Source organism: Campylobacter estrildidarum, from assembly GCF_005406205.1.
Lineage (GTDB): Bacteria > Campylobacterota > Campylobacteria > Campylobacterales > Campylobacteraceae > Campylobacter_D > Campylobacter_D estrildidarum.
Genome location: NZ_NXLZ01000004.1, coordinates 26,918 through 48,018, shown reverse-complemented (window position 1 = coordinate 48,018; position 21,101 = coordinate 26,918). Strand labels below are relative to the sequence as shown.

Sequence of the window (21,101 nt, the reverse complement as noted above, 5' to 3'; positions counted from 1 at the left end):
CCTTAATGACAATTTTTACAACCATCCACATAAGCACAAACTGATAAATGATTAATCAAATTTCCTATTTTTTTCTCTAAAAATTCTTGATATTCGTCAAGCTTAATATCTTTAAAACTTAAATCTTCTATATTTCCGCATTTGGAACAAACTATATGAATATGTTCTTCCTCATAAATATCGTAACAAGTTTTTTGATTTAAAGCATTAATTTCAACAACCAATCCTTGCTCTTGTAAAGTATTTAAATTTTTATAAACCGTAGCAAGCGATATAGAAGGATATTCTTTTTTAATTTCTGAATATAATTCTTCTATATTTGGGTGTTCATGTCTTTTTAAAATTTTTAAAACACACAATCTTTGCGGAGTAGCTTTTAAATCGTGTTTTTTAAGCATTTTTAATATTTCCATATCAATATCCTTAAATGTTTTAAAAAGACAATAGTAATAAAATTTTCATTAAAAAAAGTTTATATTAAATAATATTTTTTATTAAATAATAAAAGAATAATTGGATTTATAAGGATAAAATTGAACAAAACGAGTTCTAGACGAGTTTAAATATGTTTTTGTATTTTTTTAAAAATGCTTTCTTCATCAAGTTCTAATTTTCTTTCAACTTCGTTTGTCTTACCATGCTCTATAAATTGATCTTCATATTCAAAAGAAATAATTTTAATATTTAAATCATATTTTTGCATAAAAGCTTGTAGTAAACTTGCCACACCTCCAATTTTGACACTTTCGCTAAATACAAACCAAAGCCGACTCTTATCGGCAAGCTCTTTCAAAAGCACTTCATCTAAAGGTTTAGCAAAAATTAAATCTATCAAATTTATTTCTCGCCCCATTTCTTGCATTTTTATTAAAACTCGCCAAGCTTTTCCTACGCCTTGACCATAACCTATAAAAGCAATATTACTATCATTTTTTATCAACCATTGTGCTTTGGCTAATTCGATTTTACAAGAATTGAATTCTTTATCTAAAATAAAACTTCCCCTAGGATAGCGTAAAGCTAAAGGTCCTTGATGATAATAAGCATATTCCATAATATTTTCCATCATTTGTTCATCTCTAGGAGCAATAAGGCTTAAATTAGGTAAAGGAGCTAAAAAACTTATATCAAAAACACCTTGATGTGTTTCTCCATCTTCACCTACTATACCCGCTCTATCCATAGCAAAAACAACATTTAAATTCATAATGGCACAATCGTGGATTACTTGATCATAAGCACGTTGTAAAAAAGTACTATATATTGTTATAAAAGGTTTAAATCCTTCACGTGCCATAGCCGCCATAGAAGTTACGGCGTGCTGTTCAGCAATTGCCACATCCCAAAATCGCTGAGGATACTTTTCAATAAGTTTATCAAGACCTGTTCCACTAGGCATAGCAGCTGTTACACCTACAATGTTTTGATATTTTTCGGCTAGTTGTAATAATTTTTGAGAAAATATTTCAGTTGCACTTTTTGAATCGCCTTTTTTTAAAGATTCTCCACTTTCAATATTAAACGCCCCCACTCCATGCCATTTAGCATGCTGACCTTCTGCTAAAGCATAACCTTTACCCTTTAAGGTTTGAGCATGAACCACGCAAGGTTTTTGCATCACCTTTGCTTGTTTTAAAGCAGAAATTATTTCTGCTAAATTATGTCCATCAATTGGACCTATATATTCAAGTCCCAATTCTTCAAATAAAAGTCCAGGAGTAATAAGCTTAAAACTTTCCTCAAAACGCTTAGCCATATAGGTTGCAGAATCAGGTAAATTATCTAACATTTTTGCTACACGCTTTTTAAAATTTTGATAAAATTGCGTTGCCATTGCTTGTGAAAGATATTTTGAAATAGCACCTATTGGTTTTGAAATACTCATTTCATTATCGTTTAAAATTACAACACAAGGGAATTTAGAATCTCCTAGCTCATTTAAAGCTTCATAAGCCATTCCTGCACTCAAAGCCCCATCACCTATAAGTGCTATAGGAATACGTTTTTCACCCTTTAAAGCTATAGCTTTACAAGCTCCAACTGCCAAAGAAAGAGAAGTACTAGAATGCCCTGCTATAAAATAATCTCCTTCACTAGGCTTTGTGTATCCACTAAGACCATCTAATTGTCTTAAGGTATGAAATATTTCTTCTTTTCCGCTTAAGAGCTTGTGAGCGTAAGATTGATGAGAAACATCAAAAATAAAAGGGTTTGTTTTTGCATCAAAAACCGTATGCATAGCTATTGTTAATTCTACAGCACATAAATTAGAACTTAGATGTCCCCCATTTTTAGAAACAACTTTTATAATCTCTTGTCTGATTTTTTGAGCCAAATTTTCAAGCTCATCTAAACTTAAAGACTCTAAATCAATTTGAGTATGAGAAAAAATTTTATTCATTATTTACCATTTTTTTTATTTTTATAAGACGAGAATTTAAATTAGATTCTATATTGCCACTATCGCTTAAAATGATTACACTTCCTTTACTAATAGCATCATCAAGACTTATTTTTATATGAGAAAACTCACTAAAATGTTCTTTTAGATAATCATAATCACTAGAATTAACTTTAATCTCAATAGAACTTGCTCCTTTTAACTCACTCACTAAATTTTGTGCTAGAGCGTATGCAATTTTACTTGAATTATTCTCAAGTTCTTTAATCACGACTTCTTTAGCTATATCTATAGCGGTATCAGCAAGCTCTTTTTCATTTTTCTCTATAAAAGAATCTAATTTTACACAAGCTTCATCGAGCTTGGCAATACTTTTTAAATATTTATCTTTTAATTCATCTAATTCTTTTTGAAATTCTACTTTAGCTTTTTCATATCCTTCTTTTGAAAATTTTTCTTTAGCGTTTTCAAGTTCAGAATTCAAACGATTATTGAACTCATTTTCTTGACTTTCTATTTGCATTTGAAGTTTTATAATATTACTCGACATTTCATCTGTTTTTTTAAGTAGATCTTCTACAAAACTAGATTGAAAAGTAGGTATATTAGGTTCGCTAACTACAGATTCTAAATCAGATGTTTTTTCTTGAACTTGCTCTTGGGGTTCATTTACGGAATTAAGAATTTTATCATCATTAGATGTTTGCATATTAGAGTTTTTCTCGATATTATCAAATTCAGAAATAACTTTAAAATGATAACCCTCAACTACATGTTGCTCTGAAGTTGTGTTTGAAATAACATTACTACGACTAGCCATTTTATACCTACTCTATCATCTCATCAGCATCGCCAGTTTGCACTAAACCTTGCTCTGCTAATTTTTGTACCACTTCAACTACTTTTCTTTGTGCATCTTCCACATCTTTTACACGCACAGCCCCCAAAAATCCCATTTCTTCAAGAAAGGCTTCACTCGCACGCGAAGACATATTTGCTAAGAATTTTTGTTTTAATTCTTCACTAGCTCCTTTAAGTCCTATCATAAGATCTTTTTTATCAGCCACTTTCAAAATTTCTCTAATTGCATTAGTACTAAGTTTACTGATATCATCAAAAGTAAACATAAGTTCTTTAATAGTCTCAGCAAGACGTTCGTCACTTTGTTCAATGTAGGTTATGGTAGATTTGCTTGCTTTTTGGCCTAAGCGATTGAGTACTTCAGCCACCGCTCTTGGACCGCCCACCTCAACTTTATAAGAAGTAAGGCTTTCAAGTTTGCTTTCAAGAACAGCAGAAACTCTTTTAATAATACTTGGAGAAATATCTCCTAAATTTGCCATTCTTATTACAACTTCAGCCCTTAATTCATCACTAAAATATTCTAAAGTTTCAGCTGCGTGGATTGAATCCATATGTGCTAAAATAAGAGCGATAGTTTGTGGATGTTCTTTCACAATAAAATCTGCAAGTTGTTGTGGTTTAATTTGAGCCAAATAGGAAAAATTTTGATTATTTTCCATGCTTTTGGTAAGTTTTTCAAGAATTTTATTAGCAATTTCTGGACCAAAAGTACGAAATAAGATTTCTTTAGCATACTCCAAACCACCGCTTTTAATATATTGATTGGATTGAAGCAAGGTATAAAATTCTTCTAAAACTGCTGTAGCTACTGCTCTATCGACATTTTTTGCCATAGCAATATAGCGAGAAATTTCCGTAATAACATCAATTTCCATATGTGCAAAAACTGAAGTTGTTGAATCTTCTCCAAGCTGTATAAGAAATATCGCTACTTTTTCAGGCATCGATAAATCATCATAGACCATTTTTTGTTCTTCGCTAAGTTTTATCATTTATATGTCCTTTTCGCTAAATTCACTATCATTTTGAATTAAATTTTGCAAAAGAATAGCAATTTCTTCACCTTTATCACTTACTAATCCACGTAATTTTTCAAGTAAAACCTCATACTGAATAGAATCTTCATTGAAATTATCCCCAAAGCCAAGTTGCTCTTCAACTTTCTTTCTAGCTGCATTAAATTTCTCTAATGCATCTTCGGCATCATCAATAATGGCATTGAGTCCTCCTTCTTGAGCCTCTTCTTGAGCAGCCACATCTTCGAGCATTTTCTGTATAAAAGGGGTAATAACCTTTTTGTAAAAAATAAAAAGTAAGATTGCTGCAATAAAATACTTAACAGGCGGAATAAAAGGTTCAACAAAACGATTGTAAAAGGTTTTAACTTTGCTTTCCACTCGAATAGATTCGCGGTGAAATGGCAAGTTTTGTACTACAACGCTATCACCTCTTGTTGCATTAAAATTAATTGTATTTTTAACTATACTTTCTATACTAGCCAATTCTTGTTTTGTAAGTGGAACATACTCGCTTTTAACTTCTCCGTTTGCGTCGACTACATCCTCATATCTTCCATCAATAGTTACAGCCGCTGATGTTCGAAGAATAGTTGCAAATTGTTTTTTGGTATTGGTAACTGTCTTTGAAAGCTCGTTATTTGTGGTGACTTGATTTTTTTTGTAGGTATCAATCTCCCCTTTATTATCAAGTCCTTCAACAGGACCTATATTGGAAACAGCACCTGGAACACCTTGAATTTCTGGATCTTTTCTTCCAGTTCTTTCCTCATTTAAAGTCTGTTCACTTCTTACAACAGGATTTGGATCATAAATCTCACTTTGAGATTCTTGTTTAGAAAAATCAAAATCTATATTTACACTTACTTTTACTTTATCAGTTCCACCTGCGAAAGGAGCTAAATTTTCTACAATTTTATCCTCTAATGCTTTTTCTTGATCGCTTTTAAATTTAATCTGAGCACGCACTAAATCATCTTCATACGCTTCTTGTTCATCTAAAGGAATACCTCTTTGATCGCTGATTTTAACATTTTCTTTTGTAAGCTTAGGGACTGCAGCTGAAACTATATTTTTAATTCCATCGATTTGTTTTCTAGTAAGTTTTAATCCTTCTTTAACATTAACCACAACTGAAGCAGTTGGAGGTATTTGTCTTTCAGTAAAAACTGTATCTTTTGGAAAAGCTATATGCACAACCGCGCTACGGATTGGTTCTAATGTTTCAATAGTCCTTGATAATTCACCCTCAATAGCTCTTTGGTATCTTACTCTTTGCTCTTCATTAGTCGCCCCAAATTGTTGTTGATCAAAAGCCTCAAAACCTATACGACTATCTTTTATCAAACCCTCACTAGCTATAAACATTCTTTGACGATATACTTGATCTTGGGGAACTAAAATTTTATTTTCACTAGCAAGTTTATAAGGAATATTATTTTGTTCGAGCTTGGCTACAATTGCCGCAGAAGAACTAGGGCTAACATCCTCAACTAAAATAGCATAACCATCATTTGCACCACTTCCACCTCCACGAAATAGCGTTAAAAATACCAAAAATCCAACCACAACAACTATAGATGCGGCAATGACTATACGTTGCTTGCGAGTTAATTTTTGATAAAGTTGTCCAACTTGATGCAACATCTCTTTAAAATCCATTTTAAATTCCATTAGTCCTCATCCCTTACAAATCTATGATTATTACTTCTTAAAAACTTTATACTTCTTTTAAGATAAGTCCAAAAACTTAATATTGTATCATTTTTTATATTTAATTAAGCTATAAACCGAAATTTTATTTTAAAATTCAGTAAAAATTATATAAAAAATGTAATAATTTTTCAAAATTCAAAACCAAATTTTACTATGATTTATCTATTTATAAAAGTTTCCTTAATTGCTATTATGCTCTTTTTATTAGAAATTTTATCATTTTTATACTAAAACATAAATTTACATAAATAAAATCATTGCAATATTTTAATAAAGCTTTCAAATTTTTATTGAAATAATTTGATTTTTAAATTTAAGAAGCTATTTTATCTCTAAATTTCTTGAAACGGCAAAAATTTTTTCATAAATCAATTCTATTGCATCATGATCTAAATTTTTTAAATTTTTATTTTTTAAACGATTAAGAATTGCTTTTTCTCTCTCAGGATAATAAATTTCTTTATTATGGCTTTTTTTAATCTCTCCTATGCTTTTAACATAAGCCATTCTTTCATTTAAGAGCTCTAAAATTTTATCATCCACTATATCAATTTTATCTCTTAGTTCTTTTAAATCAAGCATTGCTCTTCCTTTAAAATTTCCAAAACACTAGGATAAACTCCATCAAGAATGCTTACATCAATACCTTTAGTATTATTTAATTTTCCACTTAAAACTAAAAAAGTTTTCATATTTAATTCTTTTGCTTTAAGCAAATCCCCTTTAAAATCATCGCTGATTATTTTTATATCTTCAAACCGAGCATTTTGATTTTGCATTTTTAACAATTTTAATGCCTCATTGTAAAAAATTACACTTGGCTTACCCACAACATCGTATTCAAAATGAATGGCATTTTTAAGCATAGCCATTATACTTCCAACTCCTGGATAAGACTTGTTATCCTTTTTATAAATGCTACTTTCATGCATTGCCACAACCTTAACTCCATTTTTAATCATTTCGATAATGCTGGCAAAATCATTAAATTTAAAATCATCAAAACTAGCAATAAGAACTAATTCTGGATTTTTAAAATCCAACTTAAAGCCAAGCATTTCAAGACTTTGCAAAAATTCATTAGCACCAAAAGCAGCGACTTTACAAGGCTTAAAAAGAGTTTTTAAGATATAAAAAGGATCAAGATAAGCATTATCTTTTATGTTTAAACCTTTTTGTCTTAAAATTTCTAAAAAATCAAGTTTTTTAGTATTATTTGTGATAATCACATAAGTAAGATTATTTGCATTTAAAAAATCAATTAATTCTTTAGCTCCGAAAATTAAAGATTTATCAACATCTGAAATAAGCGTTCCTTGAACATCTAAAAAAAACATTTTAAACCTTTATAAACTTCTCCTCTAAAGCAATTTGATCTTCAAAGCTTTCTCTTTGGCGAATTAGTCTTATCATCCCATTTTCTAAAGCTAACTCGCAAACTTTATTTCTAGTATTGTAATTACTGCTCATGCTAAAGCCATACGCCCCAGCATTTTTAATTACCATTATATCATCATTTTGTGTATGAGGTAATAATCTTTCCTTGGCAAAAAAATCACCGCTTTCACAAACTCCACCTACAACATCGCATAGGCTTTCTTCTCCTCGATTATAAGGCATATAAATTTCATGATAAGCTTCATACAAACTCGGACGTATTAAATCATTCATCGCACCATCAACAATCACAAAACGCTTTGTTTTATTATATTTTTCATAAAGAACCGAACAAACAAATTCCCCATTTTGAGCCACTAAAAATCGTCCGGGTTCCATTCCAATGGTTACATCAAGTCCATTAAGATTAGCCAAAATTCCTTGTGCATACTCATAAAGATTAGGCTCTAAATCTCCTTTTTTATAAGCTATACCAAGCCCTCCACCTATATCAAAAAATTTAAGATCAATCTTTAAAGCCTTTAATTCTTTAGCAAGTTTTGCAACGATGTTAGCTGCTTCATATATAGGACTTAAATCTAAAAGTTGTGATCCGATATGAAAATGAACTCCAATAGGTTCTAAAAAAGAAGAATTATTTGCATAAATATACATTTTCTTAGCGCTCTCAATTTCAACCCCAAATTTATTTTCATTTAACCCTGTAGAAATATAAGGATGAGTTTTTGCATCTACATTAGGATTAACCCTTATACTGATTCTTGCTTTAGTGTTTAATTCTTTAGCTACTTGTTCCAAAAGCATCATTTCAGCTTCACTTTCAAGATTGATATATAAAATATTATATTTTAAAGCAAGTTTGAGTTCTTCTTTGGTTTTACCTACTCCACTAAAAATGATTTTATAAGGTTTTGCACCAACTTTTAAAGCACGTTTAACTTCTCCTATACTCACGCAATCAAACCCGCTATCTAATTTTACAAGCATTTGTAAAAGACTTAAATTTGAATTAGCTTTCACTGCATAAAAAATTTGTGATTTTCTTGCTTTAAAAGCATTTTTTAATTCTAAAAATTTTTCTTTAATTGCATCAAAATTATAAATATAAAAAGGGGTTTGAAATTCATCTTTAAGTTTTTTATAATCCATACTTTCCTTCTTTAAATTTTAATATCTCATCAGCGATTTTTATAAAATTTCATTGAACCAAAAAAACCTAATAATACAATAGGCAAAACAATACCAATTTCACTGATTATAACACCATTTTCACTTAATCTTGAAAGTAAAAACAAAAATCCCCAAGATAGCAATGTCATCACAAAAGCCACAAAAGCCACAAAAGCAAGGTTAAAAAATCTAGAAATAACAGGAAAATAATAATACATAATAAGCATTAAAAAAGGAGCAAAAAATGGCATAAATATGAGTTTGTAAAGATTTATTTTTAGCGTTTCTATACTAATATTTTGATTTTTAAAAAGTCTCAAACTCTCCCAAGCATCTAAAATAGAATAGCTACTATTACTGGCTACACTTTCAATAATTTTTGGCTTAAAACCTTCCAAAGCACCTAATTCTTTAAAATCTTGTATATCAAGCCCTTTAGCTCCAAGAATATATTCTTTAGGGAGTATGGTTAGATTTCCTTCTTTTAAAATCCAATTTCCATCTTTAAAAGTTGCTTTTTTAGCTTCAAAGAAAGAATTTAATGTTGAATTATTAAGATCAAAGATTTTGATATTTTGAACACTATCTTGCCCATTATTGATTTTGGAAATATAGACAAAATCATTATTAAATTTTAAAAAAACTTCTCCACTTTGTTTATTTAAAACCCCATTTTTTAAAATATTTTTTTTATAATCATTTGCATAAGCAAAAGAAGTAAAATTTAAACCAATATAAACACAGCAAAAAAATAAAGCCCATAAAAAAGGAAAAATTACAACTAAATTTTTACTAATGCCCAACGCATAAAAACTAACTAATTCATTTGTTCTAATCATAGAAATTAACGATAAAACAAATGCAAAAACTATAGAAAGTGGCAAAATATAAGGCACAGCAGAACAAGCTAAAAAAACTACATAGAGTAACTGAAGATTAACGCTTTGTGGTAAATCTTTAAAATTTAAAAGCAAATCAATACCGCAATAAAAACCAATTAAAGATAAAAATATTATGAAAAAATTTTTAAGATAAATTTCTGAAATAAAACGAAAAAAAATCCACATTTTAAGCTCTTAAACTATATAAAGACGAAACACTTGATAAATCTTTTTCAATCAGTTCAAATAATGCTTTTTTAGAGTGTTCTAAAATTTTATCTAAAACTATTTTTTCCTCGTCTTTAAATTTCCCTAAAACATGAGAGATGACATTTTCTGTCTTACCTACACCTATACGCACTCTTTCGTAATCATTTCCGCACAAAGAATCAATACTTTTTAGTCCATTATGTCCGCCACTTGAACCGCCTTTTTTAAAACGCAAAGCTCCTAAATTTATATCGATATCATCATGTATGACTATAAGCCTTTCACATTTATAAAAATCCTTAACCGCTTTAACACTAATGCCTGAATTATTCATATATGTGCTAGGTTTAAGAAGAAGTAAGGAGGAGCCGATCTTAAACAGCTCTCCTTGAAATTTTGAATTAACAAGACTTGTAAAATCTTGATCTTTTAAAATTAAATCAATCAGCATAAAGCCTACATTATGGCGAGTGTTTTTGTATTCTTCGCCTATATTGCCAAGCCCTACGACTAAGATCATCTAGCTTTTTCTACACCAACAACCGCTATCCTATCAGCGTCTAAAATGGTAACACCTTCAGGAACTACTACATCGCGAACAAGTAAAGCATCACCTACATCAAGCTTGCTAACATCAAGTTCAAAGAAATTTGGTAAATTTTCAGCTTTACATTTAACTTTTAATCTTCTCTTAGATTGGATTAAAACACCTTTATTTTTAAGACCGATAGCCGTTCCTGTGATTTTAACTGGAATCATATATTTAGAAATTACACCTTTTTGTGCAACTTTTAAATCTACGTGTTTTAAATCACTTGTAACTGGATCTTTTTGATAATCCACAACCACAACATTTAAAGTTTGAGAACCCACTTTAACATCAAAAGCTAAAGTTGTTTTTTTACGAACTTCTTTAATGAATTCATTGACCTTAAAAGCAGCGTGGATATTTTCCAATCCCTTACCATAGATGTTTGCGATTAGATAACCATCTCTTTTTAAAGCTTTAGCTGCTTTTCTACCGATACTCTCTCTAACGATACCTTCTAACATCTTTTTATCCTTTCAAAAAAATAAGCTTTAATTTTAGCAAATATTGGCTTAGTTAAAAGTAAAAAAGTATATAATTACGATTTAAAACTGTATTTGGGATATTTTTTTGAAAAAAGAATTAAATACTGCTTGGCTATGGGTTATTTTTGGAGCCTTGATAGAGTGTTTTTGGGTGAGTGGTTTAAAATACTCCTATGAAATTTGGCATTATTACTTAACCGCTATAGGTATTTTTATCTCTTTTAATTGTTTTTTAAAAGCATGTAAAAAAATAGAAATCAGCATAGCTTATAGTGTTTTTGTAGGCATTGGAACCGCTGGTATTGTGATAGCTGAAATTGCCATTTTTCATGAAAAATTTTCTATTTTAAAAATCTTTTTCATACTGCTTTTATTACTCGGTGTGATAGGTTTAAAATTCAGTTCTAAAGAAAATTAATGGCTTGGATATTTTTAATCATTGCTGGAATTTGCGAAATTATAGGTGTTATCATCATGAAAAAATACGTCGATACACACGCAAAAAAATATCTTTTATCTCTCATATTATGCTTTATGTGTTCTTTTATGAGTTTGAGTTTGAGTATGCAAAGCATTACTATGAGTATTGCTTATGCTATTTGGACAGGTATCGGTGCTGTAGGTAGCGTTGTAGTAGGTGTGGTTTTATTTAAAGAAAGTAAAAATTTCTTAAAACTCTTTTTTATTTCAGTGATTTTAGTTTCTACTATAGCTTTGAAATTACTTTCTTAAAAGGATTAAAATGCAAATTTATATTAGTAGTATTCATACTGATGTTGGAAAAACGTATTTAAGTGCTAGAATTTGCAAAGAATTGGGTTTTGATTATTTTAAACTCATTCAAGCAGGCACTCCAAAAGATAGTGATATCATAGCTCAATTTAGCCCAAAAACCAAAATTTTTAAAGAAGGTATATTTTTACAAACTCCTGTATCGCCTCACAAAGCAAGAACTTTAGAAGGGTTAAATTATAAAGCTTTTGATATTGCTTTGCCTCAAAGCGATAAACTCATTATAGAGCTTGCAGGTGGTCTTTTTTCGCCTATTGATGATGAAAAAACCATGATTGATTTTATGCAAAAATTTAAACGTCCTACTATCTTAGTCGCAAAAGATTATCTAGGAAGTATTAATCACACTATTTTAAGCATAGAAACTTTAAAGCAAAAAGATATACCTATCCTTGCCTTAGTTTTAAAAAGCGAGGATAATTTTAGTAAAGATTTTATACAAAAATACACACAATTTCCTATTATAGAATTTGATGATAAAGTTTGTAAAAAACTTTCAAAAATCATTAAAAATTTGCTCTAAGCTATCCACTACATAAGAAATTTGCTCTTTTGTAATCACATAAGGGGGCATAAAATAAATCGTATTTCCAAGCGGCCTTAAAAGCAAATCTTTTTTTAAAGCTCTTTTAAAAACCTCAAGTCCAGCTCTTTCGTATTTTGCATTTAAAATATCAAAAGCACTGATCATCCCGCAAGCTCTAAAATTGCCAAGAAAATCAAATTTTTTAAGTCTTGAAAACTCTTGCTGTATAAAGGTGCTTAAAATTTTATTTTTTTCTAAAATATTTTCATTTTCAAATATATCTAAAACTGCATTTGCCGCAGCACACGCTAAAGTATTTCCCGTATAACTATGAGAATGCAAAAAAGCTTTATATTCTTTGTAAGGTGCGTAAAAAGCTTGGTAAATTTCATCCTTAGTAAGCACCACAGAAAGAGGCATAAACCCACCCGTAATCCCTTTTGAAAGACAAATAAAATCAGGGCTTTGTTTGCATTGATGTAAAGCAAAAAGTGTCCCAGTTCGCCCAAATCCCACAGCAATTTCATCAAAAATAACTTGCACATTAAACTCATGACAAAGCTTTATAGCCTCATCAATAAATCCTGCCTCATACATATGCATATTTCCAGCACACTGCACTAAAGGTTCTAAGATAAAAGCACAAATTTCACTAGAATGCTTTTCTAAAATCCCTTTTAGAGCAAAAAGCTCTTCTTGATAGTCTTTATTTTTTGGAACAGGAGCATTAAGACATTCTAAAAGCAAAGGATTGTAAGTATCTTTATAAAGCGCGACATCTCCTACACTTAAAGCCCCTAAAGTTTCGCCATGATAAGAATTGCTTAGAGATAAAAATTTATTTTTTTTCAAACCCTGATTTAAATGATAGTGAAAACTCATTTTAAGTGCTATTTCTACCGCACTTGATCCATTATCCGCATAAAAACATTTATTAAAATCTCTCCCAACTTTTTCACAAAGTCTAGCTGAAAGTTTGATAATAGGCTCATGCGTAAAACCGGCCAAAATCACATGTTCAAGCTCATCAACTTGCCTTTTAATAGCATTTGCAATTTTTTCATTACAATGCCCAAAAAGATTCACCCACCAAGAACTGATACAATCTAAATATCTTTTATCGTCAAAATCATAAAGCCAAACCCCTTTAGCTTTTTTTATAGGGATTAAAGGCACATTTTCATGATCTTTCATTTGAGTACAAGGATGCCAAATGTGTTTTAAATCAAGCTGTTTTAAAAATTCATTATCCATCATCTAACTTCTTTTTTAAAAATAATGTGGCAAAATAATACTTTAAAATTCTAAATTTTTAGGAACAAAATGCCCGTTGAAAAAATCTTACAAGATTTAAAAGATGATCACAATTTTAGATCCCTACCTCATCTAAAACATGAAGGAAAATTTGTCTATAAAGAAGGCAAAAAGCTTTTAAATTTAGCCTCAAATGATTATCTAGCACTCTCTTATGATAAAGAATTAAAAGAAGAATTTCTAAGCACTTTAAAAGATGAAAATCTATTTTTTTCAAGCTCAAGCTCAAGAAGTTTGAGTGGGAATTTTGAAATTTATGAAGAATTAGAAGATTATTTAAAAGCAGATTTCAAAGATAAAGAAATACTTCATTTTAACAGTGGGTATCATTTAAATTTATCCTGCATAGCTGCACTTTCAAGCTTAGATAAAACTCTTTTTTTAGCCGATAAATTTATCCATGCAAGTATGATCGATGGACTAAGGCTTAATAGGACTAATTTTTTTCGCTATAAACACAATGATTTAGATCATTTAGAATTCTTAATCCGGAAACACTATGAAAAATATGAAAATATCGTCATACTTAGCGAAGCTTTATTTAGCATGGATGGAGATTTTAGCGATCTAAAGGCCCTTGTTGAACTCAAAAAAACTTATCCAAAAATAAAACTCTATATTGATGAAGCCCATAGCGTTGGGTGTTTTGATAAAAAGGGTTTAGGATATGCAAAATTCCTTGGTCTAGAAAATGAAATTGATTTTTTGGTTTTTACCTTTGGAAAAGCTATTGCTTCAATGGGTGCTTGTATGATTTGCACTAAAAAATATAAAGATTTTTTCATCAATAAAGCACGTGCTTTTATCTATTCTACGGCTTTACCTCCTATCAACGTTGCTTTTACGCTTTTTATTTTTAAAAATATGACAAAATTTCAAAATAAAAGAGAAAATTTATACCGTCTAAGCCAAAATTTTAAAAATAAACTCAAAGAAAAAAAATATCAAATTTTAGGGGATTGCTATATCGTTTCTTTGATTTTAGGGGATAATAAAAAAGCCTTAGAAATAGCCCAAATACTTGAAAAAGGTGGTTTTTTCGCTCCAGCGATCAAAGAACCTACCGTACCTAAAAACACAGCTAGAATTCGCTTTTCTTTACACGCAGGACTTGATCAAAACGATCTTAATCCAATTTTGGAGTTATTATGAAAAATACTTTTTTATGCAAAAATCCCAATTGCGATGAATTGATTGTTGTTTTTGGAGGATTTACAAACCATCCAAGTCATTTTTTGCATTTGAAAAGTGAAAAAAATGTTGTATTGTTTTATGATTTTGAAAATTTAGATTTTGAATTTGATTTTAAAGCATTTTCAAAAATTAAATTAATAGCCTTTTCCATGGGAGTTTGTCTTGCTAATTATCTTTTAAAAGAACACGATTTTGATCAAAAAATCGCCGTCAATGGCACAAATTTAGGCATAGATAAAGAAAAAGGTATCCATCCTGCACTTTTTAGTAAAACCATAAAAAAATTTAATTTAGAAAGCTTTAAAAATTCTTTATTTAAAAATCATAAAGATAAGGCTAAAAATTTTATTTTTAAAGATGAAAATGCCTTGAAAAATGAGCTTAATATACTTTTTGAATTTGCCCTAAAAGAGCAAAAAGAAAATTTAATTTGGGATAAAATTTACTCAAGCAATCAAGATGAAATTTTTCCACAAAATGCTTTAAAAAAAAGCTTTGAAAATTTAATTTTTCTAAATGAGCCTCATTTTGCATTTTTTCATTTTCATTCTTGGGATGAGTTTTGAATTTTTTAAAAGCCAAATCAAGCTATCAAAAAGCTGCAAAAGTGCAAGATTGGATGGGAAATAAGCTTTGTGAAAAAATCCCTACAAATAAAATTTTTGATCAAGTCTTTGAATTTGGTTGCGCGCAAGGTGAATTCACGCAAAAATTAAAAAAGAAAATCATCTTTCAAAAATACATTTTAAACGACATTTTAGATTATAAAATTCAAGATAAAGTTGAAATTTTTGATATGAATGATATTGCCTCCCACCCTTTAAGCACTCAAAAATTCGATCTTATTGCTTCTAATGCAACCTTGCAATGGCTTGATCTAAAAAAAATTCTTCCTACTCTTAAAAACATGCTTAACTTAGAAGGCATTTTACTTTTATCTACTTTTGGTGAAAAAAATTTAGAACAAATCGCAAAAAGCACAGGATTTTCTTTAAACTATCTTTCTCTTTTTGAAATAAAAAAAATCCTACAAGAGTATTTTTTTGAAATTTTTATAGAAGAAGATTTTATCACCTTAGAATTTGAAAGCTCTTTAGAAGTTTTTAGACACTTAAAATTAAGCGGGGTAAATTCTTTAGGTTATCACGCCTTATCAAAAACTTTTTTAAAAGACTATGAAAAAAGATTTCAAAACAAACTCACCTATCATCCTATTTTTATTTATGTAAAAAAAATATAAAATTATTTTGTTATAATCTGGGCAAATTTCCTTAGGAACTATCACAAATGAAAAAAATATTATTTTTTTGTATGTTTTTATTTTTTTCTCTTAAAGCAGAAAATCTTAGTATTTTTGTTGCTTCTTCGGCCTCAAAAGCTATGAGTGCGATTAAAGATGAATTTTTAAAAACTCACCCAAATGATAATATAGAAATGACTTTTGGTGCTTCTGGAAAATACTATCAACTTTTAAAGCAAGGGCGAAAATTTGATTTATTTTTTTCAGCCGATGAAAAATACGCTGAGGCAATTTTTAAAGATCAAAACGCCTTAGAAAAACCAAAAATTTATGCTTTAGGTGTTTTAGCCTTATATAGTTTAGACCCGAATTTAATCCATCTTGAAAATCTCAAAGAAAATTTAACAAAAATCAATCATCTAAGCATAGCAAATCCAAAAATTGCTCCTTACGGGGTTGCTGCTAAAGAAATTTTAGAAAAACTTGATCTAAATGAAAACTTAAAAAATAAAATTATCCTAGGTGATAACATCGCACAACCGGTTTTATATGTTGATTCTAAAGCATCTGAACTTGGTATCGTGGCTTATTCTTTAGTTTCTCCTATTAACCACCCTAAAGGACACGCAAGCATTATTGACTTAAAATATTTTACCCCTTTAAAGCAAAGCTTTGTGATCACAAAATACGCCAAAAATAAAAAACTAGCCTTTAAATTTAGTGATTTTATAAGCTCAACTAAGGCGAAAGAAATTTTTAAAAAATACGGATTTAACACCCCATGAATATTTTAAAAGGCAAAATTTGCGAAGTTAGTCATCAAGATGATTTGATACTCGTAAAAATAAATTGCGAAAATGAAATTTTTCAAGTTTTAATGCTTGCTCCATTTAAAGAACTCAAATTAGATCAAGAACTCCAAATGCTTTTTAAAGAACACGAGCTTTGTCTTGCCTCGCTAAATTCTAATTTAAGCGTAGAAAATTCCTTTAAAGCAAAAATTTCAAAAATCAAAGAAGGAAAACTCTTATATCATGTATTTTTTAAATTCCACAATCAAGAACTTTCTAGTTTGATCACCAAAGAAAAAGCTTTGGAATTAAAACTTTGTCAAAATCAAGAATGGCTTTGTTTTATCAAGGCAAATGATATTATTTTAAGGACAAACAATGCTTGATCCTGTCTTTTTACAAACTCTTTTTCTAACCCTTAAACTAGCTTTTATAACCACTTTTATACTTTTTTTTATAGGTGTTTTTTTAGCCTATATTTTAAGTTTCACTCGTTTTCCTTTTAAAGCTTTATTGCAAACTTGTATCAATTTACCTTTAGTTTTACCTCCTAGCGTTTTAGGCTTTTATCTTTTGATCAGTTTTTCAGCCAATACTTTTTTAGGAGAATTTTTGCAAAAATATTTTCATCTTTCTTTGGTTTTTACCTTTGAGGGACTTGTCTTTGCTTCTATCGTTTTTTCCTTACCCTTTATGATCAATCCTTTACAAAGTGCTTTTTCATCGATCAATCAAAATCTCTTAGATGCTTCTTATACTTTAGGCAAAAGCAAAATAACCACTCTTTTTAAGGTCATCTTACCCAATTGCAAAGCGGGGATTTTTTCAGCTTGTGCGATGAGTTTTGCCCATACTATGGGTGAATTTGGAGTTGTTATGATGATAGGCGGACACAAACAAGGCGAAACTTTAGTCGCTAGTATCGCAATTTATGATGAACTTGAAACCTTAAATTACACCCTAGCACACCAATACGCTTTTACGCTTTTCATCCTTTCTTTTGCCATACTTTTAAGCCTATATTTTGTCAATAAAAAGTTGAATTTTTAGGAAATTAAATGCTAAAGCTAGATCTAAAATATCAAATCAATGCTAAAAATTTTGAATTTAAAACTCACATTGATCAAGGCGAAATCACAGCTATTTTTGGAGAAAGCGGAGCTGGAAAGACAACTTTACTTAAAATCATAGCAGGGTTAATCAAACCAAATTGCGGACGCTTAGAAGTAGATAATAAAATTTGGTTTGATAGTAAAAAAAATATCAATCTAAACATACAAAAAAGAAAAATAGGTTTTATGTTTCAAGATTATGCTTTATTTCCTAATATGAATGTCAAAGAAAATTTAAGCTACGCAAATAAAAATGAAAAAAAAATCAATGAATTTTTAGAGCTTATGAATTTAAAAGAATTAGCCAAAGCATACCCTAAAGAACTTTCAGGCGGACAAGCCCAAAGGGTTGCTCTAGCAAGAGCCTTAATAAGAGAGCCTAAAATTTTGCTTTTAGATGAACCTTTAAGTGCTTTAGATTTTAAAATGCGTATGAATTTACAAGATGAACTTGCAAAAATTTTACATCATTTTAAAATCACAACCTTATTTGTAAGCCACGATATAGCCGAAATTTACAAGCTAAGCCATAAAATCATAGAAATTAAAAATGGCAAGATCATTAAAAATTTACCTAAAAATGAATTTTTTACACAAGCAAATTTAAGTGCAAAATTACGCTTTAGTGCGACTTTGCTTGAGATTACAAAAAGCGATATTTTGATTATTTTTACCCTACTTTTAAATCAAAATATCGTTAAAATCACACTCAGCGAAGAAGAATTTTTAAAAGATTATCAAGATGTAAAAATCGGCGATACGCTTTTACTTTCCATAAAAGCTTTTAATCCTATCATCGTAGGGAAAATTAAATAATAAAGGATATTAAACTTTAAACTGTAAGCATTCTTTTAATATCTTTTAATCTCTTAACGCAAATTTCAAGATCTTTGTTTTTGGTTGCATTGTCTTTTTTAGCATAAGCGTGCAAAATAAATAACTTCGTTTCAAAAGCATAAAAAATTCTAATCGAATGTCTTGGAGTTTTTAATCTGATCTTAAAAATATCATCGCATCTTGTTTTACTGTGTTGCTCATCAAGCTTGTTGCCGTTTATGGCTAATTCTTGTATCATTTTATAAGCTTTTTCTTTATAGCTTGACTCAAGGCTATTTATAAATTTAGTGATTTTATTATTATAATAAACGATTTCATACATAAAAAACCTTTGATTTGCCGATATTTACTTTAAAAAATAAAGTCTTATTTTTTCAAATCCTTAAATAAATAATTTAAATATTGATTTAAAATTTCTTCTCTTTCATATAAATCTTTAAAATTTGAAATTTTAACATTGAGTGCAAAAGATTGATAAGAATGAAATTTTTTCAAATAAACAAATCCTACAATCCAAGCGATACTATTATTAAAGCCTGTTTTACCATAAAGAATAAAATCATCATTTTGTTTTAGCTCGATCGTTTTAATAACTTCTTCTTGAATTTTTTTAGAATAAGGAAGTTTTAAATTGGCAAGTTGAAAAAGTAAAGTGACTTGTTCTTTAGCTGAAATTTGCAAAGTATTATCAAGCCAAAAAGTATCTATCTTAGAAATTTTTTTATTACCATAATCAAGCTTGTTTAAATTTTCTTGCATTCTTATTTTGCCTATTTTTCTAGCAAGTTCTTTAAAAGCAGGTACTTGAGATCTTTTTATAGCTGAAGTTAAATTCGCATCTTGCGCCCAAGAAGGTAAAAACACTTTTTCACCTTTATAATGATAAAAAACTTCACTTGTATCTTTAAGTACGTGAGAATTTAAAGCGATTAAAGCATTAAAAATTTTAAAAGTAGAAGCTGGAGAAAAACGCTTTTTAGCTTTTAAAAAATCATTGCTAAAAAACTCTTTACCATCATAAACAATCATCACTCCGCTAAGATTTTGCTCTTTAAAAAAATTCGGTAAATTCTTAGCAAAAATAAAATTTTGAAAAAGTAAAAATAAAACAAATATTCTTAGCATGTTTTTTCTATAACTTTTTTTAAGGCTAAGGAAGCCAAGGCTAAACCAAAAGAAGCTGTAACCCCCATAAAAGAACCAAGATCTTTACAACAAGGCATTTCATCTGAAAATACCACATCAAAATCTTTATTAAAGCCTGATTTTCTAAGTTCATAACGAAATTTCTTTGCTAAAGCATCACCATAAGTTTTAAAAATACTTGTCGTTTTTATACGCGTAGGATCGAGTTTTCTTGCACCTCCTGTAGAAGAAACAAAAATTTGCTTTTTAAAATCAACCCTATTAGCCAAAGCGACCTTAGCTGGAATATCATCAATCGCATCAACAACCAAATCAAAAGGACTTAAATCAAAATTATCAAGAAAATCTTGATCGATTTTAGCCTTTATCCCTTTTGCTTTATAAATTCTTTCAAAAACTTTTACTTTTTCTTCACCTATATACTCGCTGTGAATTTGGCGATTTTGGTTAGTGATTTCAAAACAATCTCCATCGATTAAAGTAAGATTTGCAAAACCACTTCTAAAAAGTGCATCAACGCAAATTCCACCGACTCCTCCAAGACCACAAACCAAAACTTTAGTTTGAGAAATTTTCTCTAAATTTTCTTCCCCAATTAACCACTTTATACGTGTAAATCTATCGTTCATTTTTTATCCTTAAGCCATTTTTTAGTTTTTTTCAATTTTTTATACGCTGTTAAATCAAGCATTATAGGCGTAATAGTCACATAACCTTTCTTTAAAAGAGCAATATCGGATTTTTTTTCTTCTTCAAAATCCAAACTAGAACTTGCAAGCCAAAAATACTTCTTTCCTCTAGGATTAACATTACAATGGGCTTTATAATTGTAAATTCTTTTTCCAACTTTAGCGATTTTAATCCCTTTAAATTTAGTTTTTGAAGATGGAAAATTCACATTTAAAAATTCTTTTTTATCTAAAGGAAATCCTTGATTAAAAATTTTTTTCACAAGTTTTTTAGTAATCTTTAATGCATTTTCATAATTTATCTTTTCATTCTTTTTGTAAAATTGCGAAAGAGCAAGAGCTGGAACTCCTTGTAAAACAGCCTCCATAGCTCCCGCACAAGTCCCAGAATACGTAATATCCTCACCCACATTTACACCTTTATTAATCCCACTTATGACAAGATCGGGTAATTTTTTCTTGTAAAAAGCATGTAAGGCTAAATAAATACAATCCGCAGGAGTTCCATCATCAAGTTTATAAAATCTTTTTTTAACTTTAACAAACTGAAGAGGTCTTACTAAAGTGATAGAATGAGAACAGGCTGATTTTTCACTAGAAGGTGCTACTATAGTTATTCTCGCTTTAAATTCTTTCTGAAGCATTTTTATTAGTTTTTTTAAACCTTCACTTTCATAACCATCATCGTTAGTAATAAGAATTTCTTTCATTATTTTCCTTGAAAAGAATT

Annotated in this window: 25 protein-coding genes and 1 pseudogene; 10 read left to right on the top strand and 16 right to left on the bottom strand. The window is 29.4% G+C overall.

Features of this window, described 5'->3' with window-relative positions:
• Positions 1–2: 2 nt before the first annotated feature.
• From perR to CQA69_RS03155, 11 genes and pseudogenes are all read right to left on the bottom strand, one after another.
• Entirely contained in the window at positions 3–413 is a 411-nt protein-coding gene (gene perR, locus CQA69_RS03205; protein WP_137620389.1) for a peroxide-responsive transcriptional repressor PerR, read from the bottom strand.
• Between the two features lie 146 nt (positions 414–559).
• Positions 560–2,401: a 1-deoxy-D-xylulose-5-phosphate synthase gene (dxs, locus tag CQA69_RS03200; protein ID WP_137620388.1), complete on the bottom strand. Its 1,842-nt coding sequence runs from the start codon at positions 2,399–2,401 to the stop codon at positions 560–562.
• Complete coding sequence (gene fliH / locus CQA69_RS03195; RefSeq protein ID WP_137620387.1) at positions 2,394–3,221, bottom strand: flagellar assembly protein FliH; 828 nt, start codon at positions 3,219–3,221, stop codon at positions 2,394–2,396. Before fliH ends, dxs begins: the two co-directional genes overlap by 8 nt.
• 7 nt (positions 3,222–3,228) lie before the next feature.
• Positions 3,229–4,257 (bottom strand): flagellar motor switch protein FliG, encoded by a 1,029-nt coding sequence (gene fliG / locus CQA69_RS03190; protein WP_137620386.1) that lies wholly within the window; start codon positions 4,255–4,257, stop codon positions 3,229–3,231.
• On the bottom strand, positions 4,258–5,943 hold the full coding sequence (gene fliF, locus CQA69_RS03185) for a flagellar basal-body MS-ring/collar protein FliF (RefSeq protein WP_137620472.1): 1,686 nt from the start codon (positions 5,941–5,943) through the stop codon (positions 4,258–4,260).
• 381 nt (positions 5,944–6,324) lie between these two features.
• Positions 6,325–6,579, bottom strand: a pseudogene (gene pheA, locus CQA69_RS03180) (chorismate mutase); the annotation flags it as partial.
• Positions 6,567–7,334, bottom strand: a complete 768-nt coding sequence (locus CQA69_RS03175) for an HAD-IIA family hydrolase (RefSeq protein WP_137620384.1) — start codon at positions 7,332–7,334, stop codon at positions 6,567–6,569. The pseudogene pheA and the gene CQA69_RS03175, both read right to left, overlap by 13 nt.
• Before the next feature lies 1 nt (position 7,335).
• Positions 7,336–8,544: a diaminopimelate decarboxylase gene (lysA, locus tag CQA69_RS03170; protein WP_137620383.1), complete on the bottom strand. Its 1,209-nt coding sequence runs from the start codon at positions 8,542–8,544 to the stop codon at positions 7,336–7,338.
• Positions 8,545–8,573: 29 nt separating this feature from the next.
• Positions 8,574–9,632 (bottom strand): LptF/LptG family permease, encoded by a 1,059-nt coding sequence (locus tag CQA69_RS03165; RefSeq protein WP_137620382.1) that lies wholly within the window; start codon positions 9,630–9,632, stop codon positions 8,574–8,576.
• A 1-nt stretch (position 9,633) separates the two neighbouring features.
• Entirely contained in the window at positions 9,634–10,176 is a 543-nt protein-coding gene (gene pth, locus CQA69_RS03160; RefSeq protein ID WP_137620381.1) for an aminoacyl-tRNA hydrolase, read from the bottom strand.
• Complete coding sequence (locus tag CQA69_RS03155; RefSeq protein ID WP_137620380.1) at positions 10,173–10,709, bottom strand: 50S ribosomal protein L25/general stress protein Ctc; 537 nt, start codon at positions 10,707–10,709, stop codon at positions 10,173–10,175. The genes pth and CQA69_RS03155 overlap by 4 nt, the downstream gene beginning before the upstream one ends.
• 106 nt (positions 10,710–10,815) lie before the next feature.
• Here CQA69_RS03155 and CQA69_RS03150 point away from each other — a divergent pair, with 106 nt between their 5' ends.
• From CQA69_RS03150 to bioD, 3 genes are read left to right on the top strand one after another with little or no spacing between them, the layout of a single operon-like run.
• Entirely contained in the window at positions 10,816–11,148 is a 333-nt protein-coding gene (locus CQA69_RS03150; RefSeq protein WP_246023109.1) for a DMT family transporter, read from the top strand.
• Positions 11,148–11,462, top strand: coding sequence for a DMT family transporter (locus CQA69_RS03145; protein ID WP_137620378.1), 315 nt, complete (start codon positions 11,148–11,150; stop codon positions 11,460–11,462). The genes CQA69_RS03150 and CQA69_RS03145 overlap by 1 nt, the downstream gene beginning before the upstream one ends.
• Positions 11,463–11,472: 10 nt before the next feature.
• Positions 11,473–12,045 carry an ATP-dependent dethiobiotin synthetase BioD gene (gene bioD, locus CQA69_RS03140; RefSeq protein WP_137620377.1) on the top strand — a complete coding sequence of 191 codons (573 nt, stop codon included), beginning with the start codon at positions 11,473–11,475 and terminating at the stop codon, positions 12,043–12,045.
• Here the strand turns inward: bioD and CQA69_RS03135 are convergent.
• Entirely contained in the window at positions 12,019–13,302 is a 1,284-nt protein-coding gene (locus tag CQA69_RS03135; RefSeq protein ID WP_137620471.1) for an adenosylmethionine--8-amino-7-oxononanoate transaminase, read from the bottom strand. The genes bioD and CQA69_RS03135 overlap by 27 nt on opposite strands.
• A gap of 69 nt (positions 13,303–13,371) precedes the next feature.
• Between CQA69_RS03135 and CQA69_RS03130 the strand changes: the two genes are divergently transcribed.
• From CQA69_RS03130 to CQA69_RS03100, 7 genes are read left to right on the top strand one after another with little or no spacing between them, the layout of a single operon-like run.
• The gene (locus CQA69_RS03130) at positions 13,372–14,514 is read left to right on the top strand and encodes an aminotransferase class I/II-fold pyridoxal phosphate-dependent enzyme (protein ID WP_137620376.1); all 1,143 of its coding nucleotides are present in this window, start codon (positions 13,372–13,374) and stop codon (positions 14,512–14,514) included.
• Positions 14,511–15,122: a pimeloyl-ACP methyl esterase BioG family protein gene (locus CQA69_RS03125; protein ID WP_137620375.1), complete on the top strand. Its 612-nt coding sequence runs from the start codon at positions 14,511–14,513 to the stop codon at positions 15,120–15,122. Before CQA69_RS03130 ends, CQA69_RS03125 begins: the two co-directional genes overlap by 4 nt.
• Entirely contained in the window at positions 15,119–15,796 is a 678-nt protein-coding gene (locus CQA69_RS03120) for a methyltransferase domain-containing protein (protein ID WP_137620374.1), read from the top strand. Before CQA69_RS03125 ends, CQA69_RS03120 begins: the two co-directional genes overlap by 4 nt.
• A gap of 47 nt (positions 15,797–15,843) precedes the next feature.
• Positions 15,844–16,581 (top strand): molybdate ABC transporter substrate-binding protein, encoded by a 738-nt coding sequence (gene modA, locus CQA69_RS03115; RefSeq protein ID WP_137620373.1) that lies wholly within the window; start codon positions 15,844–15,846, stop codon positions 16,579–16,581.
• Entirely contained in the window at positions 16,578–16,973 is a 396-nt protein-coding gene (locus CQA69_RS03110; protein WP_137620372.1) for a TOBE domain-containing protein, read from the top strand. The genes modA and CQA69_RS03110 overlap by 4 nt, the downstream gene beginning before the upstream one ends.
• Positions 16,966–17,637, top strand: coding sequence for a molybdate ABC transporter permease subunit (gene modB, locus CQA69_RS03105; protein WP_137620371.1), 672 nt, complete (start codon positions 16,966–16,968; stop codon positions 17,635–17,637). Before CQA69_RS03110 ends, modB begins: the two co-directional genes overlap by 8 nt.
• Positions 17,638–17,645: 8 nt before the next feature.
• On the top strand, positions 17,646–18,515 hold the full coding sequence (locus CQA69_RS03100; RefSeq protein WP_137620370.1) for a sulfate/molybdate ABC transporter ATP-binding protein: 870 nt from the start codon (positions 17,646–17,648) through the stop codon (positions 18,513–18,515).
• Positions 18,516–18,531: 16 nt separating this feature from the next.
• Here the strand turns inward: CQA69_RS03100 and CQA69_RS03095 are convergent, their stop codons facing one another.
• Genes CQA69_RS03095 through surE form a run of 4 tightly spaced genes read right to left on the bottom strand, consistent with a single transcriptional unit; the run spans position 18,532 to position 21,081 of the window.
• Positions 18,532–18,858, bottom strand: a complete 327-nt coding sequence (locus tag CQA69_RS03095) for a type II toxin-antitoxin system RelE/ParE family toxin (protein ID WP_137620369.1) — start codon at positions 18,856–18,858, stop codon at positions 18,532–18,534.
• A 44-nt stretch (positions 18,859–18,902) separates the two neighbouring features.
• Entirely contained in the window at positions 18,903–19,661 is a 759-nt protein-coding gene (gene blaOXA, locus CQA69_RS03090) for a class D beta-lactamase (protein ID WP_137620368.1), read from the bottom strand.
• The gene (locus CQA69_RS03085; protein ID WP_137620367.1) at positions 19,655–20,311 is read right to left on the bottom strand and encodes a tRNA threonylcarbamoyladenosine dehydratase; all 657 of its coding nucleotides are present in this window, start codon (positions 20,309–20,311) and stop codon (positions 19,655–19,657) included. Before CQA69_RS03085 ends, blaOXA begins: the two co-directional genes overlap by 7 nt.
• Positions 20,308–21,081, bottom strand: a complete 774-nt coding sequence (gene surE / locus CQA69_RS03080) for a 5'/3'-nucleotidase SurE (RefSeq protein WP_137620366.1) — start codon at positions 21,079–21,081, stop codon at positions 20,308–20,310. Before surE ends, CQA69_RS03085 begins: the two co-directional genes overlap by 4 nt.
• Positions 21,082–21,101: the final 20 nt, after the last annotated feature.

Coding starts and splice junctions, on each gene's coding strand:
- CQA69_RS03175 (WP_137620384.1), bottom strand. CDS start 7,334: ATGTTTTTTTTAGATGTTCAAGGAACGCTTATTTCAGATGTTGATAAA.
- surE (WP_137620366.1), bottom strand. CDS start 21,081: ATGAAAGAAATTCTTATTACTAACGATGATGGTTATGAAAGTGAAGGT.
- CQA69_RS03110 (WP_137620372.1), top strand. CDS start 16,578: ATGAATATTTTAAAAGGCAAAATTTGCGAAGTTAGTCATCAAGATGAT.
- blaOXA (WP_137620368.1), bottom strand. CDS start 19,661: ATGCTAAGAATATTTGTTTTATTTTTACTTTTTCAAAATTTTATTTTT.
- modB (WP_137620371.1), top strand. CDS start 16,966: ATGCTTGATCCTGTCTTTTTACAAACTCTTTTTCTAACCCTTAAACTA.
- fliF (WP_137620472.1), bottom strand. CDS start 5,943: ATGGATTTTAAAGAGATGTTGCATCAAGTTGGACAACTTTATCAAAAA.
- fliG (WP_137620386.1), bottom strand. CDS start 4,257: ATGATAAAACTTAGCGAAGAACAAAAAATGGTCTATGATGATTTATCG.
- CQA69_RS03135 (WP_137620471.1), bottom strand. CDS start 13,302: ATGGATAATGAATTTTTAAAACAGCTTGATTTAAAACACATTTGGCAT.
- CQA69_RS03145 (WP_137620378.1), top strand. CDS start 11,148: ATGGCTTGGATATTTTTAATCATTGCTGGAATTTGCGAAATTATAGGT.
- CQA69_RS03100 (WP_137620370.1), top strand. CDS start 17,646: ATGCTAAAGCTAGATCTAAAATATCAAATCAATGCTAAAAATTTTGAA.
- pth (WP_137620381.1), bottom strand. CDS start 10,176: ATGATCTTAGTCGTAGGGCTTGGCAATATAGGCGAAGAATACAAAAAC.
- CQA69_RS03155 (WP_137620380.1), bottom strand. CDS start 10,709: ATGTTAGAAGGTATCGTTAGAGAGAGTATCGGTAGAAAAGCAGCTAAA.
- lysA (WP_137620383.1), bottom strand. CDS start 8,544: ATGGATTATAAAAAACTTAAAGATGAATTTCAAACCCCTTTTTATATT.
- modA (WP_137620373.1), top strand. CDS start 15,844: ATGAAAAAAATATTATTTTTTTGTATGTTTTTATTTTTTTCTCTTAAA.
- perR (WP_137620389.1), bottom strand. CDS start 413: ATGGAAATATTAAAAATGCTTAAAAAACACGATTTAAAAGCTACTCCG.
- dxs (WP_137620388.1), bottom strand. CDS start 2,401: ATGAATAAAATTTTTTCTCATACTCAAATTGATTTAGAGTCTTTAAGT.
- fliH (WP_137620387.1), bottom strand. CDS start 3,221: ATGGCTAGTCGTAGTAATGTTATTTCAAACACAACTTCAGAGCAACAT.
- CQA69_RS03085 (WP_137620367.1), bottom strand. CDS start 20,311: ATGAACGATAGATTTACACGTATAAAGTGGTTAATTGGGGAAGAAAAT.
- CQA69_RS03165 (WP_137620382.1), bottom strand. CDS start 9,632: ATGTGGATTTTTTTTCGTTTTATTTCAGAAATTTATCTTAAAAATTTT.
- bioD (WP_137620377.1), top strand. CDS start 11,473: ATGCAAATTTATATTAGTAGTATTCATACTGATGTTGGAAAAACGTAT.
- CQA69_RS03130 (WP_137620376.1), top strand. CDS start 13,372: ATGCCCGTTGAAAAAATCTTACAAGATTTAAAAGATGATCACAATTTT.
- CQA69_RS03125 (WP_137620375.1), top strand. CDS start 14,511: ATGAAAAATACTTTTTTATGCAAAAATCCCAATTGCGATGAATTGATT.
- CQA69_RS03095 (WP_137620369.1), bottom strand. CDS start 18,858: ATGTATGAAATCGTTTATTATAATAATAAAATCACTAAATTTATAAAT.